This window comes from Methylobacterium sp. M6A4_1b, from assembly GCF_053345175.1.
In genome coordinates this window covers 132616-152301 of the sequence record NZ_JBKEZQ010000007.1, presented here as the reverse complement: position 1 = coordinate 152301, position 19686 = coordinate 132616, and the positions used below count along the sequence as shown (strand labels likewise).

At 72.9% G+C, this 19686-nt stretch carries 16 protein-coding genes; 11 read left to right on the top strand and 5 right to left on the bottom strand.

What is annotated here, in order from left to right:
• The first annotated feature begins 61 nt into the window (after positions 1-61).
• The 6 genes from tsaE to addA all read left to right on the top strand — a co-directional run bounded on the left by tsaE (position 62) and on the right by addA (position 9842).
• The gene (gene tsaE / locus ACLBWX_RS09825; protein ID WP_447676937.1) at positions 62-1615 is read left to right on the top strand and encodes a tRNA (adenosine(37)-N6)-threonylcarbamoyltransferase complex ATPase subunit type 1 TsaE; all 1554 of its coding nucleotides are present in this window, start codon (positions 62-64) and stop codon (positions 1613-1615) included.
• Positions 1616-1672: 57 nt separating this feature from the next.
• A complete protein-coding gene (locus ACLBWX_RS09820; RefSeq protein WP_447676875.1) occupies positions 1673-2410 on the top strand; it encodes a nucleotidyltransferase family protein in 738 nt (245 codons plus the stop codon).
• 67 nt (positions 2411-2477) lie between these two features.
• A complete protein-coding gene (gene addB / locus ACLBWX_RS09815; RefSeq protein ID WP_447676874.1) occupies positions 2478-5612 on the top strand; it encodes a double-strand break repair protein AddB in 3135 nt (1044 codons plus the stop codon).
• A 66-nt stretch (positions 5613-5678) separates the two neighbouring features.
• On the top strand, positions 5679-5945 hold the full coding sequence (locus tag ACLBWX_RS09810) for a PIN domain-containing protein (protein ID WP_447676936.1): 267 nt from the start codon (positions 5679-5681) through the stop codon (positions 5943-5945).
• 160 nt (positions 5946-6105) lie between these two features.
• Complete coding sequence (locus tag ACLBWX_RS09805; protein ID WP_447676873.1) at positions 6106-6354, top strand: hypothetical protein; 249 nt, start codon at positions 6106-6108, stop codon at positions 6352-6354.
• Positions 6351-9842, top strand: a complete 3492-nt coding sequence (gene addA, locus ACLBWX_RS09800) for a double-strand break repair helicase AddA (RefSeq protein WP_447676872.1) — start codon at positions 6351-6353, stop codon at positions 9840-9842. The genes ACLBWX_RS09805 and addA overlap by 4 nt, the downstream gene beginning before the upstream one ends.
• 7 nt (positions 9843-9849) lie before the next feature.
• On the opposite strand, the gene cobT is transcribed toward addA, so the two are convergent.
• The 3 genes from cobT to ACLBWX_RS09785 form a co-directional block, all read right to left on the bottom strand.
• The gene (gene cobT / locus ACLBWX_RS09795) at positions 9850-11751 is read right to left on the bottom strand and encodes a cobaltochelatase subunit CobT (protein WP_447676871.1); all 1902 of its coding nucleotides are present in this window, start codon (positions 11749-11751) and stop codon (positions 9850-9852) included.
• Between the two features lie 37 nt (positions 11752-11788).
• On the bottom strand, positions 11789-12772 hold the full coding sequence (gene cobS / locus ACLBWX_RS09790) for a cobaltochelatase subunit CobS (RefSeq protein WP_447676870.1): 984 nt from the start codon (positions 12770-12772) through the stop codon (positions 11789-11791).
• A gap of 255 nt (positions 12773-13027) precedes the next feature.
• Positions 13028-13654: a J domain-containing protein gene (locus ACLBWX_RS09785; protein WP_447676869.1), complete on the bottom strand. Its 627-nt coding sequence runs from the start codon at positions 13652-13654 to the stop codon at positions 13028-13030.
• Positions 13655-13784: 130 nt separating this feature from the next.
• Between ACLBWX_RS09785 and ACLBWX_RS09780 the strand changes: the two genes are divergently transcribed.
• Both ACLBWX_RS09780 and arfB read left to right on the top strand, forming a co-directional pair.
• A complete protein-coding gene (locus ACLBWX_RS09780) occupies positions 13785-14069 on the top strand; it encodes a BolA family protein (RefSeq protein WP_447676868.1) in 285 nt (94 codons plus the stop codon).
• Between the two features lie 27 nt (positions 14070-14096).
• Positions 14097-14516 (top strand): alternative ribosome rescue aminoacyl-tRNA hydrolase ArfB, encoded by a 420-nt coding sequence (gene arfB, locus ACLBWX_RS09775; RefSeq protein ID WP_447676867.1) that lies wholly within the window; start codon positions 14097-14099, stop codon positions 14514-14516.
• A gap of 23 nt (positions 14517-14539) precedes the next feature.
• Here the strand turns inward: arfB and ACLBWX_RS09770 are convergent, their stop codons facing one another.
• Positions 14540-15277 (bottom strand): YoaK family protein, encoded by a 738-nt coding sequence (locus ACLBWX_RS09770; protein ID WP_447676866.1) that lies wholly within the window; start codon positions 15275-15277, stop codon positions 14540-14542.
• A 166-nt stretch (positions 15278-15443) separates the two neighbouring features.
• The gene (locus ACLBWX_RS09765) at positions 15444-16406 is read right to left on the bottom strand and encodes a methyltransferase domain-containing protein (RefSeq protein WP_447676935.1); all 963 of its coding nucleotides are present in this window, start codon (positions 16404-16406) and stop codon (positions 15444-15446) included.
• A 41-nt stretch (positions 16407-16447) separates the two neighbouring features.
• On the opposite strand from ACLBWX_RS09765, the gene ACLBWX_RS09760 reads away from it, so the two are divergent.
• Genes ACLBWX_RS09760 through ACLBWX_RS09750 form a run of 3 tightly spaced genes read left to right on the top strand, consistent with a single transcriptional unit; the run spans position 16448 to position 19679 of the window.
• A complete protein-coding gene (locus ACLBWX_RS09760; protein ID WP_447676865.1) occupies positions 16448-17491 on the top strand; it encodes a ligase-associated DNA damage response exonuclease in 1044 nt (347 codons plus the stop codon).
• Positions 17488-19212: a cisplatin damage response ATP-dependent DNA ligase gene (locus tag ACLBWX_RS09755; RefSeq protein ID WP_447676864.1), complete on the top strand. Its 1725-nt coding sequence runs from the start codon at positions 17488-17490 to the stop codon at positions 19210-19212. Before ACLBWX_RS09760 ends, ACLBWX_RS09755 begins: the two co-directional genes overlap by 4 nt.
• Positions 19209-19679 carry a secondary thiamine-phosphate synthase enzyme YjbQ gene (locus ACLBWX_RS09750; RefSeq protein WP_447676863.1) on the top strand — a complete coding sequence of 157 codons (471 nt, stop codon included), beginning with the start codon at positions 19209-19211 and terminating at the stop codon, positions 19677-19679. Before ACLBWX_RS09755 ends, ACLBWX_RS09750 begins: the two co-directional genes overlap by 4 nt.
• Positions 19680-19686 lie beyond the last annotated feature (7 nt).

Genomic DNA, 19686 nt, shown 5'->3' with positions numbered 1-19686 from the left:
GGCGTTGAACGAGGATGGTGCCGACACGCCCCAGCGTGAGGTGAAATCGGCCTGGGAGATCATGCTTCCGGAGGAGGGCGCCACCGAGGATCTCGGCCGCTTCCTCGCGGGCCTCCTCGTGCCGGGAGACATCGTCGCCCTGTCCGGCGGCCTCGGCGGCGGGAAGACCACCCTGGCGCGCGCGCTGATCCGCGAGCTCGTGGGCGATCCGGACCTCGACGTGCCGAGCCCGACCTTCACGCTGATCCAGCCCTACGAGGCGGCCGACGGGCGCCCCATCGTCCATGCCGATCTCTATCGCCTGCGCAGCCCCGACGAGCTCGTCGAGCTCGGCTTCGACGAGATGGCCGAGACCGCCGTCACCCTGGTGGAATGGCCCGAGCGCCTCGGACCCCGCGATGCGCCGATGCTGACCGTCGACCTCTCCCTGCGGGCCGAATTCGGGGACGGCGCGCGCTTCGCCCGCATCGACGGCAGCGGCGGCATGGCCGCCCGCCTGAAGCGGGCCCGCGCGCTCCGCATCCTCCTCGTGCGCAGCGGCTGGGACGAGGCCGCGCGCACCAACATGCAGGGCGACGCCTCCTCGCGCGCCTACGAGCGGCTGGTGAAGCCGGACGGCAAGAGCGCCGTGCTGATGATCTCGCCACCCCGCGCCGACGGACCGCCGGTGCGCAACGGCCGCCCCTACAGCGCCATCGTCAAGCTCGCCGAGAGCGTGCACGCCTTCGTCGGCATGGATCGCGGCCTGCGGGCGCTGGGCTTCTCGGCGCCGCGGATCTACGGCGAGGACCTCGCCGAGGGCCTGCTGATCCTGGAGGACCTCGGCTCCGAGCCGGTGGTCGACGCCAACGGTCCGCGCCCGGAGCGCTACGCCGAGGCGGTGCGCCTTCTCGCCAAGCTCCACGCCACCGAGCTGCCGGGCGTCCTGCCGGTCGCCGACGGCATCGACCACGTGCTGCCGCCCTACGACCTCGAAGCCCTGGTGTTCGAGACCGAGCTGCTGCCGGACTGGTACTGCCCGGCGATCCGGGGGGCCGAGCTGCCCCACGCGGCCCGTTCGGAATTCGTGGCCCTGTGGGCGGAGGTGCTCGACGGCATCAAGCCCGACCGCCCGACCTGGACCCTTCGGGACTACCACTCGCCGAACCTGATCTGGCTGCCCGAGCGCGAGGGGCTGGAGCGCATCGGCGTCATCGACTTCCAGGACGCGGTCCTCGGCCATCCGGCCTACGACGTCGCTTCGCTCCTCCAGGATGCGCGGGTGGACGCCAGCGCCGAGTTCGAGCTGCGCCTCCTCGGCCTCTACGTGCGCGAGCGCCGCGCCCGCGAGCCCGATTTCGACATGCAGGCCTTCGCCCGCGCCTACGCGGTGCTCGCGGCCCAGCGCGCCACCAAGATCCTCGGCATCTTCGCCCGCCTCGACCGGCGCGACGGCAAGCCGGCCTACCTCGCGCATCTGCCGCGCATCGAGGGCTACCTCGCGCGCAACCTCAACCACCCCGCCCTGACCCACCTGCGCCTCTGGCACGAGGCGCACCTGCCGCACCTCGTGCCCAAGGCCGCGGGCGCGTCCGAGCCGGGCGAGGGCGCTCAGGGCCCCGCGATGCCCGCGTGAGGCTGCCGGACGGCAGCCCGCGCCCGCCCGAGACCTTCTGCACGAGACGAAGCCGCCATGTCCGACACAGCCCCCATCACCCGCGCCTTCGTCCTCGCGGCGGGTCTCGGCAAGCGCATGCGCCCGATCACCGCGACGGTGCCCAAGCCCCTGGTGGAGGTGGCCGGACGGGCGCTCCTCGACCACGCCCTCGACCGGGCGGCCGAGGGGGGTATCACCGAGGCGGTGGTCAACGTCCACTACCTCGCGGACCTGATCGAAGGCCATGTCGGCAAGCGCCGGACGGCCCCGAAGATCGTGCTCTCGGACGAGCGCGACGTCCTGCTCGAGACCGGCGGCGGCGTGAAGAAGGCCCTGCCGCTCCTCGGTGACGACCCGTTCGTGGTCTTCAACGCCGACTCGTTCTGGCTGGAGGGGCCGGACTCGAATCTCGGCCGCCTGATCGCCGCCTGGAACCCGGAGGCGATGGACATCCTCCTCCTCGTCGCCCCGACCGCGACCAGCCTCGGCTACGAGGGCAACGGCGACTTCGTGATGGATTCCTCGGGCGCCCTGGAGCGCCGCGGCGAGCGCGAGGTGGCACCCTTCATCTATGCCGGCGTCGCCATCCTGAAGCCCGGCCTCTTCGCCGGGACCCCCGAAGGCGCCTTCTCCCTCAACCTCGTGTTCGACCGCGCCATCGCGGCCGGCCGCCTGCACGGCCTGCGCCTCGACGGGCAATGGCTCCATGTCGGCACGCCGGAAGCGATCACGGCGGCCGAGGCGCGGGTGAAGTCCACGGCTCCGACGATCTGAGCGCAGGCTCCCGATCCGTCAGGGCGTCGCATTCCAGGGCACGGGATTTGGTGGCATGGAGGGTGAGATGCCGACCTCAGACGTCTCGTCCCCCCACGTTTTCTCGATCCCGCCGGGTGCGTCCTTCCTGCCGACCCTCGCCGATGCCCTGATCTCGGGGCGCCTCGTCGGCGCGATCGGCGACGACCCCTTCGCGCTCGCCTCCGTCACCCTCTACCTGCCGACGCAGCGGGCGGTGCGGGCGCTGGCCGCGATCCTCGCCGCGCGCCTCGGCCAGGCGGCCCTGCTGCCCCGGATGGTGCCCCTCGGCGAGGCCGACGAGGCGGAACTGGACCTCGCCGCCAATCCGCTCCTCGAGAACGGCCCCGACCTCCTCGCCCCGGCGATGCCGCCCCTGGAGCGCCGGCTCATCCTCGCGCGCCTCGTCCAGGGCTGGGCCGAGGCGGTGGACCGCACGCTGCTGCCCATCGACGACGACGTGCCCTTTCTGGTCCCGTCATCCCCCGCCGACGCCATCGGGCTCGCCGCCGACCTCGAACGGCTGATGGACGCGCTCACCGTCGAGGGCCTGCCCTGGGCGGAGATCGGCGGCGCCGTCGAGGCCGAGTACTCGCGCTACTTCGGCCTGACCTTGGACTTCGTGAAGATCGCCGCCGAGGCCTGGCCCGGGATCCTCGCCGAGCGCGGGATGAGCGACCCGGTCTCGCGCTCGCGCCGCCTCGTCCTGGCCGAGGCGGACCGGCTCGTCCGCGACCGCCCCACCGATCCGGTGATCGTGGCCGGCTCCACCGGATCGGTGCCGGCCACCGCCCGGCTGATCGCCGCGGTGGCGGCGCTGCCGCGCGGCGCCGTGGTGCTGCCGGGCCTCGACGACGCCCTCGACGCCGCCGGCTGGGACGCCATCGAGACCGGCGAGGGCGTCTCGCGCGAGATCGCCCACGGTCACCCGCAGGCGATCCTGCACCGCCTTCTCGGTCCGGCTTGCCTCGACCGCGACCGGGCGCTGGTGGCGACCCTCGGAGACCCCTCCGCCCAGGCCCGCGCCCGCTTCGGCCTGCTGTCGCAGGCCCTGCGGCCGGCCGAGACCACGGAGGCCTGGGCCGCCCTCGACCCGGCCGAGCGCGCCCGGCTGGCCGAGGCGGGGATGCAGGGCCTCGCCGTGGTCGAGGCCAGCGACGAGCGGGAGGAGGCGCTGATCATCGCCATCGCCCTGCGCGAGACCCTGGAGATTCCCGGCGCCACGGCCGCCCTGGTGACGCCGGACCGCTCCCTGGCGCTCCGGGTCGCGGCCGAACTCGCCCGCTGGGGCATCGTCGCGGAGGATTCGGGTGGCGAGGCCCTGTCGCGCAGCCGGGCCGGGCGCCTGGCGCGGCTCGCCGCCGAGGTCGCGGCCGATCTCCAGCCGGCCCGGCTGATCACCCTCCTGTCCCATCCCTATGTCCGCCTCGGCATGCCGCGCAGCGACGTGGTCCGGGCCGCCGCCGCCCTGGAGATCGGCGCCCTGCGCGGGCCGGCCCCGGCGCCGGGCTTCGCCGGGCTGCGGCAGGCGCTCGCCGACCAGCGCGCCGCCACCGGGCGGCGGCCCCGGGCCAAGCGCCGCCTGACCGACCGCGACTGGGACCTCGCCGCCGGCCTCCTCGACCGGCTGGACCTGGCCTTCGGCGGCTTCCTCGACGCGGATCACCGCGGCGTCGGCAACCTCGTGGCCTACGCCGCCTCGCATCGCGCCGCCTTCGACATCCTGATCGACGCGGCCGAGGGCGAGGCCGTCGACGACGCCTCCCTGGGCGTGCTCGACACCCTGTTCGACGACCTCGAAATGGCCGAGCCCGGCCTGCTGCCCGGTCGCTTCGGCGACTACCCCGCCTTCTTCACCGCCCTCGCCCGCGAGCGGATGGTGGCCTGCAGCGACGGGCGCCCGCATCCGCGCCTGCGCATCCTCGGCCTGCTGGAGGCGCGGCTGATGAGCGTCGACCGGGTGGTGCTCGGCGGCCTCGACGAGGGCGTCTGGCCCATGAAGACCACCACCGACGCCTTCCTGAACCGGCCCATGCGCGAGCGCATCGGCCTCAACCCGCCCGAGCGCCGCATCGGCCAGAGCGCCCACGACTTCGTGCAGGCGCTCGGCCACCACGACGCGCTGATCACCCGGGCGGCCAAGCGCGAAGGCGCGCCGACCGTGCCCTCGCGCTTCCTGCAGCGCCTGCGCGCCTTCACGGGCGACGCCTGCTGGAACCGGGCCCTCGACGCCGGGCGCCGCTTCTCGGCCTATGCCGCCGCCCTCGACCAGGGCACCGGCCCGGCGCAGGCCCGCCTGAAGCAGCCGCGGCCGAAGCCCGACCCGGCCCTGTTCCCGCGCTCCCTGAGCGTCACCGAGGTCGAGACCCTGGTGCGGGACCCCTACGTGATCTTCGCCCGGCACGTCCTCGGCCTCGACCCGCTCGACCCGGTGGCGGCCGAGCCGGGCGCGGCCGACCGCGGCACGCTGATCCACGAGATCCTGGGGCAGTTCGCTCAGGATCATCCCGAGGCGCTGCCCGAGACGGCGGTGGAGCGTCTGTTCAGCCTCGCCCTCAACGCCTTCCGGCCGATCTCCGACACCTACCCCGAACTCTACGCCGAGTGGTGGCCGCGCTACGAGCGGCTGGCCGCGCACTTCCTGGCCTGGGAGGTCGAGCGCCGGGCGCAGCTGGCGCGGGTCCACCCGGAGATCTCCGGCAAGTGGGTGATCCCGATGGGCGCCGAGACCTTCACCCTGCGGGCACGGGCCGACCGGATCGAGCGCCGCCGCGACGGCGGGGCCTGCATCGTCGACTTCAAGACCGGGCTGCCGCCGAGCAACAAGGAGGTCTTCGCCGGCTTCTCGCCCCAGCTCACCCTGGAGGCGGCGATGCTCATGGCCGGCGCCTTCGACGGCTTTCCGGCCTCCACGCTGACGCCGGACCTCCTCTACGTCCACGCCTCGGGCGGCCGCAAACCCTTCGAGCCCCTGGCGGTGAAGCCGCCGCGCGGGGACGAGCGCGAGGTCGCCGCCATCGTGGCCGAGCACGTCGCGCGCTTCCGCGGCCTCGTCGCCCGCTTCCTCACCGGCGAGGCCGCCTACACCTCGCGGCCCTATCCGAAATACGCCAAGTCCTACGGCGACTACGACCACCTCGCCCGGGTGCTCGAATGGTCGCTCGGCGGCGAGGGGGACGTCTGAGACAATCCGCGGCGCGAGCCGGGTTTCGATCTTGCCCGACATCGCCCGCGATATCATTGTGTGAACATGATCGTCGTCGATGCCAACGTCGTGCTTGGCGCGCTTCGATCACGCAACGGAGCATCCCACGTCGTGCTGCGTGGTCTGCTCGCCCGCCGGTTTTCGTTCGGGCTCTCACCCGCGATGGTTCTCGAGTACGAGGAAGTCCTCAAACGGCCGGGACTGCTGGGTCCTGCGCCCGGGATCGACGAGGCCGGGATCGACGCGATCCTCGATGCCCTGTGCGCGACCGCTGTCCTGACCCTGCCCTGGTTCCGGGCCGTACCTGGATGATCCGAAGGATGATCTCTATGTCGAGTGCGCCCTGGCCGCCGGAGCCGAGCCGATCCTGACCCACGACCGCCACTTCCGGAACCCGGTCCTGTCGGCGTTCGGCCTTCAGGCGATGGCACCGCAAGCCTACCTGACCCGCTGACAGATACGAGGATGGGCCATGCCGAACTTCGCACTCCGCCTGCCCGACCACGTCATGTCCCAGGCCAAGACGGCGGCTGACGAGGACAACGTCTCCATCAACCAGTTGCTCGTCGCCTTCATCGCGGAAGGCCTCGGGCACCGCCGAGGCCTGAAGGCGCTCCAGGCGCGTGCCGGGCGCGCGGACGTGGACGCGGCCCTGGCCCTGCTCGACGGCGCCCCCGACGTCCCGCCCGAGCCGAGGGACCGGATGAGGCTGGATCGATGAGCGGGATGACCGTCCGCGAAGCCTTCGTCGTCGACGACCTCACCAAGGCGGCCCAGCGCCGGGCCGCCGACCCGCGGGCCTCGGCCTGGGTCTCGGCCAATGCCGGCGCGGGCAAGACCAAGGTGCTCACCGACCGGGTGGTGCGCCTGCTCCTCGACGGGGCGCCCCCGGCCCGCATCCTCTGTCTCACCTTCACGAAGGCGGCGGCGGCGAACATGTCGATCCGGGTCTTCCGCGTGCTCGGGCGCTGGGTGACGCTGGACGACGCCACGCTCACGGCCGAACTCACCGAACTCACGGGCGAACGCCCGCCGCGAAAGACCCTGCAGGTGGCCCGGCGCCTGTTCGCCCGCGCGGTGGAGACGCCGGGCGGCCTGAAGATCGAGACCCTGCACGCCCTCTGCGAACGCCTGCTGCACATGTTCCCCTTCGAGGCGAACGTGCCGGCCCGCTTCGTGGTGCTGGACGAGACGCAGGCGGCGGAGGCCTTCCGGATCGAGACCGGGAACGTGCTGGCCGACGCCATCGGCGGCCGGCATCCGCATCTCGGCGAAGCGCTGGCCGTCGTCGGGCCGGAGGCGACGGGGGATGCCCTGCGCAAGGCGATCCGCAGCGCCATGCGGGCGCGGGACGTGCTCGACAGCCGCTCCGGCCTCGACGGACCCTTCGCCGCGCTGGCCGACGCCCTCGGCGTCCGGCCCGGGGACAGCGCCGCGGCGATCGAGGCGCGCATGCTGGACGGCGTGCTGGGCGATCTCACCGACCTCGCCGGGCGGCTGCGCACCGGCAAGGCCACCGACGACGGCATCGCCGACAGGCTCCTGGCGGTGGAGGCGGCGGCCTCGCCCGGCGAGGCCCTGGAGAGCTATCTCGGGATCTTCTTCACCAAGGAGGGGGCGCCGAAAGCCGACAAGAGCCTCGGCACGAAGGCGGTGCCGGAGGAGGCCAAGCAGGCCCTGCGCGACGAGCGCGACCGGCTCGAGCCGCTGCAGGACGCCCTGCGCGGCGTGCGCGCCCTGGAACGCACCCACGCGCTCTTCACCCTCGCGGGCGAGATCCACCGCCGGGTGGAGGCCCAGAAGGCCCGCCTCGGCGCCCTCGACTTCGACGACCTGATCCACAAGACCCTCGACCTCCTCGGCCGGGTCGATTCCACCTGGGTCCTGTACAAGCTCGACCGCGGCGTCGACCACGTGCTCATCGACGAGGCGCAGGACACCAACCCGCACCAGTGGGAGATCCTGCGCCGCATCACCGCCGAATTCGCCTCCGGCGAGGGCGCCCGCGAGATCGCCCGCACGCGCTTCGCCGTGGGGGATCCCAAGCAGTCGATCTACAGCTTCCAGGGCGCAGAGCCCCGCGAGTTCGAGACCACCCGGCGCGCCTGGCAGCGGGCGGCCGAGGGGGCCGACCTCGCCTTCGAGGACGTACACCTGAACCTGTCGTTCCGCTCCGCCGGCGGCGTGCTGCGCGCGGTGGACGCCACCTTCGCGGTTCCCGAGCACTACGAGGGCCTGTCCTTCGAGGACGCGGCCGTCGGCACCACCCACAGCACGGCGCGGACAGCGGCGCCCGGCACCGTGGAGCTCTGGCCCATCGAGGAGCCGGCCGACGAGCCCGAGCCCGACGCCTGGGCCGCCCCGGTCGACGCGCCCGAGACCAACGCGCCGGCCATCGTCACCGCCCGTCGGGTCGCCCGCGCGGCGCTCGCCTGGATCACCCGCGGCGACGAGACCGGCCGGGTCTGGCGCCCGGGCGACATCCTCATCCTGGTGCGCAAGCGGTCGGCGGCCTTCGAGGAGGTCATCCGTGCCATGAAGGCCCTCGGCGTGCCCGTCGCCGGCCAGGACCGCCTCGACATCGCCGCCCACATCGCCGTCAACGACCTCGTGGCGGTGGGCCGGGCCGGGCTCCTGCCGGCCGACGACCTGACCCTCGCCGGCGCCCTGAAGACGCCCCTCGTCGGGCTCGACGACGACGACCTCGTGCGCATCGCGGCCCGTCGAGACCTGCACGAGACCCTGGAGGACGCGCTCGCCCGGCACGCCGCCGCCGGCGACCCGGCCGCGATCCGGGGGCACGCGGCCCTGCGGTCCTGGATCGACCTGGCGGCCTGCGAGGGGCCGTTCGGGTTCTACGCCGCGCTGCTCGGCGCGCGGGGCGGCCGGCGCGCCCTGGTCTCCCGCCTCGGCGGCGAGGCCGGCGATGCCATCGACGTCTTCCTGATGACGGCGGCCCAGGCCGAGCAGGCGCCCGACGCCCCCTCCCTCGGCGGCTTCCTCGCCCGCTACGACACGGTGCCGGGGCGCGGGGAGGGCGGCCACACGGTCAAGCGCGACCTCGATTCCGGTCGCGACGAGGTCCGGGTGATGACCGTCCACGGCGCCAAGGGGCTCGAGGCGCCGGTGGTGGTCGTCATCGACGGCTGCGAGGCCCTGGGGCGCAACGACCCGCCGCTGCTGCCGCTCCTGCCGGGGGTGCCGCGGTTCGGCCAGGGCGCCGCGCCGCTGCCCCCGATCTGGGCCGGGGCCAGGGCGGGCGACTGCGAGGCCGTCACCCAGGCCCGCGCCACCCTGCAATCCCGAGCCCGCGAGGAGCACAACCGCCTCCTCTACGTGGCGATGACCCGCGCCGCCGACCGCCTCGTGGTCGCCCCCTATCGCGGGCACGAGGCCCCGAGCGAGGCGGCCTGGTGCGAGATGATCCGCACCGGGCTGGAGCGCTCCTTCGGCCCCGGGGAGGGGCTGGAGACGCCCCACGGCCCCGCCACCCTGTGGCGCGACGGCGGCGCGGCGGAAGCGCCGGCCCCGGCCCCCTCCGCCGTTCCCGGGCCGCCGGAACTGCCGGCCTGGCTGGAGGCCCCCGTCCCGGCCGAGATCGAGGCCGCCCCGCCGGTGACGCCCTCCGGCGCCCTCGGGGCCGCCGACATCCGCCGCGAGCCGGGCCAGCGGCAGGCCGACGGCGAGGCGCGCCGGCGCGGGACCCTGATCCATTCCCTGGTGGAGCATCTGCCGCGGATCGAGCCGGCCCAGCGGGCGGCCGCCGCGAGCGCCTTCGTGCGCGCCCGCGCGCCCGGATTCGATCGGGCCAAGCAGGACGGCATCGTCGCCGCGACCCTGCACCTCTTCGACGAGCCGGACCTGGCGCCCCTCTTCGCGCGGGAGGCCCGGGCCGAGGTGACGCTGTCGGGGCGGGTCGTGGTCGGCGGGGTCTCGCGCCCGGTCTTCGGCCGCGTCGACCGCCTGGCGATCACCGGGGACACGGTCTGGGTCGCCGACTTCAAGACCGGCCGGCCTCCGCGGGAGGACGCGCCGCTGCCGCGCGCGGAGGCCGGACAGATCGCCCTCTACGCCGCGCTCCTGGCGGAGATCTACCCGCGCCACCGGGTGGTGCCGATGCTGGTCTGGACCTCGGGACCGGTCATCCGCCGGCTCGATGCCGATGCGGTCGCCGCCGCCCTCGACGCGCTGGCGCGGAGGGCGGCGTGAGCGCGCCCTAGCGCCGTCCGCCGGCGGCCCGCTTCGGCGGCGCCGGCGTGCCGGCATCCTCCTCGAAGAGTTCGGCGAGCTTCTCGGTCATCGCGCCGCCGAGTTCCTCCGCGTCGATGATCGTCACGGCGCGGCGATAGTAGCGCGTCACGTCGTGGCCGATGCCGATCGCCAGCAGTTCCACCGGCGAGCGGGTCTCGATGTCCTCGATCATCCAGCGCAGGTGGCGCTCGAGGTAGTTGCCGGGGTTGACCGAGAGCGTGGAATCGTCGACCGGCGCGCCGTCCGAGATCACCATCAGGATCTTGCGCTGCTCGGGCCGGGCCAGCAGGCGCTTGTGCGCCCAGTCCAGCGCCTCGCCGTCGATGTTCTCCTTGAGCAGGCCCTCGCGCATCATCAGCCCGAGATTCTTGCGCGCCCGGCGCCAGGGCGCGTCGGCGCTCTTGTAGACGATGTGGCGCAGGTCGTTGAGCCGGCCCGGCATGTTCGGCTTGCCGCCGGCGAGCCACGCCTCGCGCGACTGGCCGCCCTTCCAGGCCCGCGTGGTGAAGCCGAGGATCTCGACCTTGACGCCGCAGCGCTCCAGGGTGCGCGCCAGGATGTCGGCGCAGGTCGCCGCCACGGTGATCGGGCGCCCGCGCATCGAGCCGGAATTGTCCAGCAGCAGGGTCACGACGGTATCGCGAAAATTCGTGTCCTTCTCGCGCTTGAAGGAGAGCGGTTGGAACGGATCGGTGACCACGCGCACGAGGCGGGCGGGGTCGAGCTGACCCTCTTCGAGGTCGAAGTCCCAGGCGCGGTTCTGCTGGGCGAGGAGCCGGCGCTGCAGCCGGTTGGCGAGGCGCCCGACCACGCCCTGGAGATGGGCGAGCTGCTTGTCGAGGTAGGTCCGCAGGCGCGCGAGTTCTTCCGCGTCGCAGAGATCCTCGGCGTGGATGATCTCGTCGAAGCGCGGGTTGAAGACCTTGTATTCCGGCCCCCGCGGCTCGTTCGTCCGCTGCGACGGCGGACGCCAGGCTTCCGAGGCCTCCTCGGATTCGGCGTTCTCCGCCTCGTCCGGCAACTCGCCCGAGGGCGCGTCGGCGGCCTCGGTGGCGCCTTCCTGCAACTCGTCCGTGGCCTCCTGCGAGGTCTCCATCTCGGAGCGGTCGCCCTGCGACTGCTCCTCGGCCTCGCCCTCGCTCGGGGTCTGCTCGTCGTCCTGCGACTCGTTCTCGTCGTCGTTCTCGTCGTCCTCGGGGTCGAACGGCGTCTCGTCCGCCATGTCGAGGGAGGACAGAAGCTCGCGCACCGACCGGGCGAAGGTACGCTGGTTCTCGAGGGAGCCGATCAGCCCGTCGAGGTTCGCGCCGGCCTTCTCCTCGATGTGGGAGCGCCAGAGGTCGACGATCTTGCGGGCCGCCTCGGGGGGCGCCGCGCCGGTCAGCCGCTCGCGCACCATCAGGGCGACGGCATCCTCCATCGGGGCGTCGGCCCGGTCGGTGATGTCCTCGTACTTGCCGCCGCGATGGTAGCGGTCCTCCAGCATGGCCGAGAGGTTCGAGGCGACGCCGGCCATGCGCCGCGAGCCGATGGCCTCGACGCGAGCCTGCTCGACCGCGTCGAACACCGCCCGGGCGCCGGCATTCTCGGGCGCGAGGCGGCGGTGCACGGCGACGTCGTGGCACCCGAGCCGCAAAGCCATCGAGTCGGCGTTGCCGCGCAGGATCGCCACGTCCTCGGGCGTCAGCTTGCGCGGCGGCTCGGGCAGGCGCGCCTTGTCGCCGGTCAGCGCCGGGCGGTCGCTGGCATAGACCACCTCGATCTCGGAACGCTTGGCGATGGCGCGCAGGCAGCCCGCCACCGAGCGCTTGAGCGGTTCGGCAACGGGCTCGCGCCGGTCGCCGGGCTTGCGGTTGGAGATCGACATGCGGGTCGACGGCTTCCTCGAAACGGGCGGGAGGGGGTCAGCTCAGGGCGACGTTCGACGCGCTCTCGGGCAGGTCCTTGCCGAAGGCGCGCTGGTAGAACTCCGCCACCAGGCTGCGCTCCAGCTCGTCGCACTTGTTGAGGAAGGTCACCCGGAAGGCGAAGCCGATGTCCTGGAAGATGTCGGCGTTCTCGGCCCAGGTGATCACCGTGCGCGGGCTCATGACGGTGGAGAGGTCGCCGTTCATGAACGCGTTGCGGGTCAGGTCCGCCACGCGCACCATGCGGTTGACGATGTCCCGGCCGCCGTCGCGCTGATAATGCGCCGCCTTCGACAGGACGATGTCCACCTCCCGGTCATGGGCCAGGTAGTTCAGGGTGGTGACGATCGACCAGCGGTCCATCTGGCCCTGGTTGATCTGCTGGGTCCCGTGATAGAGGCCCGAGGTGTCGCCGAGGCCCACCGTGTTGGCGGTGGCGAACAGGCGGAAGGCCGGGTGGGGGCGGATCACGCGCTTCTGGTCGAGGAGCGTCAGGCGCCCCGACAGTTCCAGCACGCGCTGGATCACGAACATCACGTCGGGCCGGCCCGCATCGTATTCGTCGAAGACCAGGGCGACGTTGTTCTGCAGCGCCCAGGGCAGGATGCCGTCCTGGAAGGCCGTGATCTGCTTGCCGTCCTGCAGCACGATCGCGTCCTTGCCGACGAGATCGATGCGCGAGACGTGGCTGTCGAGGTTGATCCGGATGCAGGGCCAGTTCAGGCGCGCGGCGACCTGTTCGATATGCGTCGACTTGCCGGTGCCGTGGTATCCGGTGACCATCACGCGGCGGTTGCGGGCGAAGCCCGCCAGGATCGCCAGGGTGGTCTCCCGATCGAAGATGTAGTCCGGATCGAGATCCGGCACGTGCTCCTCGCTCTGCGAGAAGGCCGGAACCCGGAGATCGAGGTCGATGCCGAAGGCCTCTCGGACGGAGACTTCCCGGTCGGGGAGCGAGGCGGGCGAGACGTCAGAAAGCATAAGGACCTCGTCGGGGCGCGGGCGCCGTGGGCGTGTCACGGAACGCGCGGGCTGTGTCGGACTTCGGGGTCTCGCGGTCCGGGGACGATGAACCGCGCGCGACCGCCATCTAAAGGTCGACGCCGGGCGGCGCCAAGGGGTGTCTGCGCTGCATATAGGGCCTCGCCCTGCGATTGCCGCCCACCCAGAGCAGGGGAGCCCCGGAAAACGTGCATCGATCGTGCCGGAACTCCGGACGCGGCGGCGCCCGGCCCCTCAGCAGAGGCCGGCGCCGCGCAGGGCATCGTGCGCCCGGATGATGTCGCGCAGGCGTTCCTCGAACGAGCGGTCGCCGCCGTTGGCGTCGGGATGGAAGCGCTTCACCAGGATCTTGTACTGCGCCTTGATGGCGGCCGCGTCCGCGTTCTCGTCGAGGCCGAGCACGTCGAGGGCCTTCAGGGTCGCGGCCGAGTGCCGGGGCCGGCGCGGCTCGGGGGCGGCCTTGCGCCGGGCGGGCTCGCCGACGCCCTCGGCGCGCAGGATGTCCAGCGGGTCGACATAGGCCCAGTCGCGCTTGGGCGCCGCCTTGCCGCGCTCGCCGGCCGTGGCCGGGTTCACGCCCATCGCCCAGGTCGGGCGATGCCCGATGATCGCATCCTTCTGGAAGGCCTGCACGGCGGCGTCGTTCATGCCGTCGAAGTAGTTGTACGTGGCGTTGTAGGCCCGCACGTGGTCCATGCAGAAGCGCCAGTACTGCCCCTCCGCCTTGCGGCCCTTGGGCGCGCGGTAGAGCCCGGGGTTCTTGCACCCGGGGGTCTCGCAGGTCTGGGCGGCCGCCGTCTTCGGCTCGTCGCAGGACGGCTTGATGCGGATACTGTCGAACAGGGGCGAGTTGAGATCCATGATAGGGCGATTATGAGGGGGCGGGTCGGAGACACAAGAGCGACGGGCCTGATGCCGCATGCGGTGTTGGGGGGTTGACGCAGGCCGGGCGCCGTAGCCCGACCCCAGGAAACATGAGGAGACGCCCGCGATGACCGAGACCGTGACCCTGAAGGAGTGGATCACCGACACGCTGCGGGCGCAACTGGCGCCGCAGGACCTGGCGGTGATCGACGAATCGCACCTGCATGCGGGCCATGCGGGGGCGCGGCCCGAAGGCGAGACCCATTTCCGCCTCGAGGTGGTCGCGGCCGTCTTCGAGGGCAAGAGCCGCGTGGAGCGCCATCGCATCGTCAACGCCGCCCTCGAGCCGGCGTTCAAGCGCGGGCTCCACGCCCTGGCTTTGCGCGCCCGCACGCCCGCCGAGGCGTCCTGACCGAATATTTCCGCGAGAGACCCCGCCGTGGCCCTTCAGTGCACGCCCCACATCGCCATCGACGAGGCGGAGCTGGAGGAGACCTTCGTGCGCGCCTCCGGCCCCGGCGGCCAGAACGTCAACAAGCTCTCGACGGCGGTGCAGCTGCGCTTCGACGCCCGGCGCTCGGCCTCCCTGCCGGATGCCGTGGCCGTCCGCCTGATGCGCCTGGCGGGCCGGCGCCTCACCGTCGACGGCGTCATCGTGATCAGCGCCCAGCGCTTCCGGACCCAGGACCGGAACCGGGCCGATGCCCGCGAGCGGCTGGCCGAGCTCGTGGCCGAGGCCGCCGTGCCCCCAACGCCCCGGCGCGCCACGCGCCCGACGCTCGCCTCGAAGAAGCGCCGCCTCGACGACAAGTCGAAGCGGAGCGCCACCAAGCGCCTGCGCGGCAGCAGCGGGGATTAGGGGCCGGGTCCGAGGCCCTGGCCTCAGATCTTGACCGCCGCCGTGCCGTCCGGCGGATGCGTCTCGACCTCGCCGCTGACGTAGCGGCTGCCCGGCTTCATGATCGTCAGAACCAGGGCGACGACCGCCAGCAGCGCCGAGACCGCGGCCGGGAACAGGAAGGCGTCCTCGCCGTAGCGCATCTGCAGGAAGCCGCCGACCACCGCCCCGGTGCTCAGCGCCGCCCAGAGGGGCGCCTGGATCCAGAACGAGGGCGCCACCGTGCCGAGCATCAGGTTGGCGAGGCCGGTCCCGAACCGCACCACGGCGCCGGTGACGTAGGTGAGCGCGAGGCTGCGCCCGCCCTCGTCCTGCAGCGTCGCGTTCTGCAGGCCGAGCGCGATGACGATCGGGTAGGCGTGGAGCGGGAAGGCGAAGCTGCCGTGCGGGACGATGAGCCCGATCGTCAGGAGCACCGATTGCAGCAGGAGCAGCACCGACAGGCGCCAGCGCCCGACCCAGGCCGCGATCAGCGTCCCCGCGAAGGCGCCGAAGCAGAACAGCACGATGACCGAGGCGACCCGCGAGGTGCTCTCCCAGTCGAACCGGCTGACCGAGACGCCGAAGCGCGTCGTGTTCCCGCTCATGAACGACATGAACAGCTGCGAGAATTCGAGGAACCCGATGGAATCGGCGCAGCCGGCCACGGCCGAGAGCGCCAGCGCGAACGGGATGCGCGTCGCGGCGCTCGCGGGAAACGACTTGTTCTGCGTCTCTGCCATAAGTCTGCTGTCCTCCGTTCCGTGCGGGGGTTCGAATGAAGGGTCGTCGGGCCGATGCGCCCGGTGCGGCGTCGGACCCCGACGTCAGGTCTGGGGCGGGGCGCACCGATGCGTCCGGAGCAACAGTCGCGCTCCGGGTTGGTTCAACCGCGTCGTGCGCTGGCGCTCAAGGGCCGCAACGCAAACGTGAAGGGTCCGGCCGCCGGGCCACGATCACCCGGCCCGGGACGTCGACCCCGTTTTCCCGCCGCGCGACGGCGGGCCGGCAGAGTTCGAGATCGAAGCCCGCTCCGGCCAGGATCTCCCGCACCAGCGCGTCGCCGTGGGCGAAGCGGGCATCCGCCCCCAGGACGAGCCCGTCGCCCGGATGGGATTGCACGGTGAAGGCGAAGCGTCCGCCGGCCCGCAGGACGCGGGCGCTGCCGGCGACCATGCCGGCGACATCGCCCACGTAGATCATGACGTCGGCGGCCGTGACGCAATCGGCCGAGGCGGGATCCTCGGCGCCGAGCGCCGCCACCAGTTCGCCCTCCACCAACCGGTGATAGAGGCCGCGCCGCCCGGCCTCGGCCAGCATGCCGGGCGAGAGGTCGATGCCGGTCAGGTGCGCCGGCCGGCCGGCGAGGGCGGCCCCGACGAGGCCCGTGCCGCAGCCGAGGTCGACGACGCGCCCCAGCGGCGCGGCCGGACCCGCGGTGGCATCGAGGGCGTCGGCGACGAGCGCATGCCCGCGATAGGACAGGCCCTCGACGAGGTGGCGGTCGAAGCGCGGCGCGTAGGCATCGAACAGCGCCCGGACGTAGCCCGGCGAGATCGCCGTGACCGCGTCGCCGGCGCCGATCCGCACCAGGGCCAAGCGGGCGCCCTGCGCATCCTCGGGGTCGATGTCGAGGGCGTTGGCGTAGGCGCGCAGGGCCGCGTGATGGTCGCCCGCCCGTCCGCCCCGGGCGTACCGGGCCTCGCGGGCGCGGCCGAGGAGGAACCAGGCCGGGGCGAAGCGGGGCGCGATCTCCAGGGTCTGCTCCGCCATCTCGGCGGCGCCGTCGGGGTCGCCGTCGTCGAGGCAGCCCTGGGCGTAGGCGTAGCGCCGGTCGGCGCGAAGGTCGCCGGAGGTGATCGTGCGGGACATGTGGCTGCGCATGGGTCTCGGGCGCCCTATATGCCGCGCCGATGAGTTTCAGCGCCAGCGATCTTCTCACCCTGACCCGCGAGGGCCTGTACTGCCCCCTCGGGGGCTTCCACGTCGATCCGACCTGGCCGGTGCCGCGCGCCCTGATCACCCACGGGCACGCCGACCACGCCCGGGCGGGCCACGGCCGGGTGCTCGCCACGGGCGAGACCCTGCGCATCATGGCGGTGCGCTACGGGGCGGAGTTCTGCGAGAGCCGGCAGGAGGCGCCCCTCGGCCAGGAGATCCGCATCGGCGACGTCACCGTGCGCTTCGCCCCCGCCGGGCACGTGCTCGGCTCGGCCCAGATCGCGATCGAGGCGCGGGGCGTCCGGGTGGTCGTCTCGGGCGACTACAAGCGCGCCTACGACCCGACCTGCCTGCCCTTCGAGGTGGTGCCCTGCGACGTCTTCATCACCGAGGCGACCTTCGGCCTGCCGGTGTTCCGGATGCCGGACACCCGCGACGAGGTGAGGAAACTCCTCGATTCCGTGGCCCTGTTCCCCGAGCGCGCCCACATCGTGGGCGCCTACGCGCTCGGCAAGGCCCAGCGCGTCATGGCGCTCCTGCGGGAGGCCGGCTACGACCGGCCGATCTACCTCCACGGCGCGATGGAGAAGCTGACCGAGCTCTACAAGCAGGAGGGCGTCCCCCTCGGCGAGACCCCGAAGGTGGTGGCGGCCGACCGCGCCAAGCTGCACGGCGCGATCGTGCTCTGCCCGCCTTCCTCGATCCAGGACGTCTGGTCGCGCAAGTTCCCCGACCCGGTGACTTCCTTCGCCTCGGGCTGGATGCGGGTGCGCGCCCGGGCCCGCCAGAAGGGCGTCGAGCTGCCCCTCTGCATCTCCGACCATTCCGACTGGCCCGATCTCTGCCGCACCATCCTGGAGACCGGGGCCGGGGAGGTCTGGGTCACCCACGGGCAGGAGGACGCCCTGGTGCACTGGTGCGGGACGCGCGGCATCGCGGCCAAGCCCCTGCACCTGCTGGGCTACGGCGACGACGGGGAGGCCGAGCCGGCCTCCGCTCCGGAGGAGGCCGCGTGAACGACTTCGCCCACCTCCTCGACCGCCTCGCCTACGAGCCGCGCCGCAACGCCAAGCTGCGCCTGCTGCAGGACTACTTCGCCCACGCCCCGGACCCGGAGCGCGGCTACGCGCTGGCCGCGATGACGGGCGGACTGACCTTCCGCGAGGCCAAGCCCGCGATGATCCGGGGGCTGGTCGAGGCGCGGGTCGACCCGGTGCTGTTCGCGCTCTCCCACAATTATGTGGGGGATCTGGCCGAGACCACCGCGCTGATCTGGCCGGCGCCCGCGGCCTCGGCCGATGAACCGGTCGTCGGCCCCGGCCACAACAACCCGCCGCCGCACGTGCCCACCCTCGCCGAAGTCGTGGAAACCCTCGGCACCGTGAAGAAGGCGGATCTCCCCGCCCGCATCGCCGAATGGCTCGACGCCCTCGACGAGACCGGGCGCTGGGCGCTCCTCAAGCTCATCACCGGCGCGCTGCGCGTCGGCGTCTCGGCCCGGCTCGCCAAGACCGCCATCGGCGCGCTCGGCGGCCACGAGGCCGACGCCGTCGAGGAGGTCTGGCACGGGCTGGAGCCGCCCTACGCCACCCTGTTCGCCTGGGTCGAGGGCCGGGCCGAGCGGCCCGCCACCCTGAACCCGGCGCCGTTCCGGCCGCCGATGCTCTCGCACCCCATCGACGAGGAGAGCGACTTCGAAAAGCTCGATCCGGCCGCCTTCTCCGGGGAATGGAAGTGGGACGGCATCCGCGTCCAGCTCGTCGGGGGCCGCGACGAGGCCGGCGTCCAGGTGGCCCGCATCTACTCGCGCACCGGGGAGGACATCTCCGGCGCCTTCCCGGATCTCGCCGAGGCCGTCACCTTCTCGGGCGCCGTCGACGGCGAGCTGCTGATCCTGCGCGAGGGCCGCGTGCAGAGCTTCAACGTGCTCCAGCAGCGCCTCAACCGGAAGGCCGTCACCCCGAAGCTGCTGGAGGAATTCCCCGCCCATGTCCGCGCCTACGACCTGATGCAGGCGGACGGCGAGGACCTGCGCCCGCTGCCCTTCACCGAGCGCCGGGCGCGCCTGGAGACCTTCGTGGCGGCCCTCGACCATGCCCGGATCGACCTCTCGCCCCTGGTGCCGTTCGCCACCTGGGAGGATCTGGCCGCCGCCCGCGCCGACCCGGCCGCATCGGGGGCGGGCGCGGATGCCGACGCCATCGAGGGCGTCATGCTCAAGGCCCGCGACAGCGCCTACCTGCCCGGTCGCCCCAAGGGGCCGTGGTGGAAGTGGAAGCGCGAGCCGTTCCGGGTCGACACCGTGATGATGTACGCCCAGCGCGGGCACGGAAAGCGCTCGTCGTTCTACTCCGACTACACCTTCGGGGTCTGGCGGCCGCGCGAGGACGGCAGCCCCGAGCTCGTGCCCGTCGGAAAGGCCTATCACGGCTTCACCGACGCCGAGCTCGCGAGGCTCGACCGCTACGTCCGCAACAACACCACCAAGCGCTTCGGCCCGGTGCGCGAGGTCGCCTACGGGCTCGACCACGGCCTCGTGCTGGAGATCGCCTTCGAGGGCGTGCAGCGCTCGACCCGGCACAAGTCGGGGGTCGCCATGCGGTTTCCCCGGGTGGCGCGCATCCGCTGGGACAAGCCGGCGGCGGAGGCCGACCGGATCGAGGCCCTGGAGGCCATCCTGGCCCGGGGCGAGCGCGAGATCGCGCCGGGCGAGACCCCGAAGGAGGCGGACGCATGAGGACGGGCGGCAGGATCGGCGCGCTGGAGGGGTTCTCCAGCGGACCCGTGGAGCGGCAGGCGGGCGCGACGCTCACGGTGTCGACGCCCGGCCCGGGCTTCACCGACATCACCCGCGCGGTCGCGGAGTTCCTTCAGCGCAGCGGGGTCGCCACGGGCCTCGTCACCGTGTTCTGCCGGCACACCTCGGCCTCCCTGACCATCCAGGAGAATGCCGATCCCGACGTGCAGACCGATCTCCTCACCGCCCTCGACGGCCTCGCTCCGCGTCATGCCGGCTACGTCCACGGGGCCGAGGGACCGGACGACATGCCGGCCCATATCCGCACGCTGGTGACCGACTCGGCCCTCAGCGTGCCGGTGCGGGGCGGACGCCTCGGCCTCGGCACCTGGCAGGGCCTCTACCTGATCGAGCATCGCGACCGGCCCCATCGACGCGAGATCCTGCTCCAGGTCGTCGGGGCCTGAGCCCCGC

What these genes read in the sequence shown, in the direction of transcription:
- addA (WP_447676872.1), top strand. Translation starts at nt 6,351, where the DNA reads ATGAGCGGGATGACCGTCCGCGAAGCCTTCGTCGTCGACGACCTCACC.
- ACLBWX_RS09780 (WP_447676868.1), top strand. Translation starts at nt 13,785, where the DNA reads ATGACCGAGACCGTGACCCTGAAGGAGTGGATCACCGACACGCTGCGG.
- ACLBWX_RS09760 (WP_447676865.1), top strand. Translation starts at nt 16,448, where the DNA reads ATGAGTTTCAGCGCCAGCGATCTTCTCACCCTGACCCGCGAGGGCCTG.
- ACLBWX_RS09765 (WP_447676935.1), bottom strand. Translation starts at nt 16,406, where the DNA reads ATGTCCCGCACGATCACCTCCGGCGACCTTCGCGCCGACCGGCGCTAC.
- ACLBWX_RS09785 (WP_447676869.1), bottom strand. Translation starts at nt 13,654, where the DNA reads ATGGATCTCAACTCGCCCCTGTTCGACAGTATCCGCATCAAGCCGTCC.
- ACLBWX_RS09810 (WP_447676936.1), top strand. Translation starts at nt 5,679, where the DNA reads ATGATCGTCGTCGATGCCAACGTCGTGCTTGGCGCGCTTCGATCACGC.
- ACLBWX_RS09820 (WP_447676875.1), top strand. Translation starts at nt 1,673, where the DNA reads ATGTCCGACACAGCCCCCATCACCCGCGCCTTCGTCCTCGCGGCGGGT.
- cobS (WP_447676870.1), bottom strand. Translation starts at nt 12,772, where the DNA reads ATGCTTTCTGACGTCTCGCCCGCCTCGCTCCCCGACCGGGAAGTCTCC.
- cobT (WP_447676871.1), bottom strand. Translation starts at nt 11,751, where the DNA reads ATGTCGATCTCCAACCGCAAGCCCGGCGACCGGCGCGAGCCCGTTGCC.
- ACLBWX_RS09805 (WP_447676873.1), top strand. Translation starts at nt 6,106, where the DNA reads ATGCCGAACTTCGCACTCCGCCTGCCCGACCACGTCATGTCCCAGGCC.
- tsaE (WP_447676937.1), top strand. Translation starts at nt 62, where the DNA reads ATGCTTCCGGAGGAGGGCGCCACCGAGGATCTCGGCCGCTTCCTCGCG.
- addB (WP_447676874.1), top strand. Translation starts at nt 2,478, where the DNA reads ATGCCGACCTCAGACGTCTCGTCCCCCCACGTTTTCTCGATCCCGCCG.
- ACLBWX_RS09750 (WP_447676863.1), top strand. Translation starts at nt 19,209, where the DNA reads ATGAGGACGGGCGGCAGGATCGGCGCGCTGGAGGGGTTCTCCAGCGGA.
- ACLBWX_RS09770 (WP_447676866.1), bottom strand. Translation starts at nt 15,277, where the DNA reads ATGGCAGAGACGCAGAACAAGTCGTTTCCCGCGAGCGCCGCGACGCGC.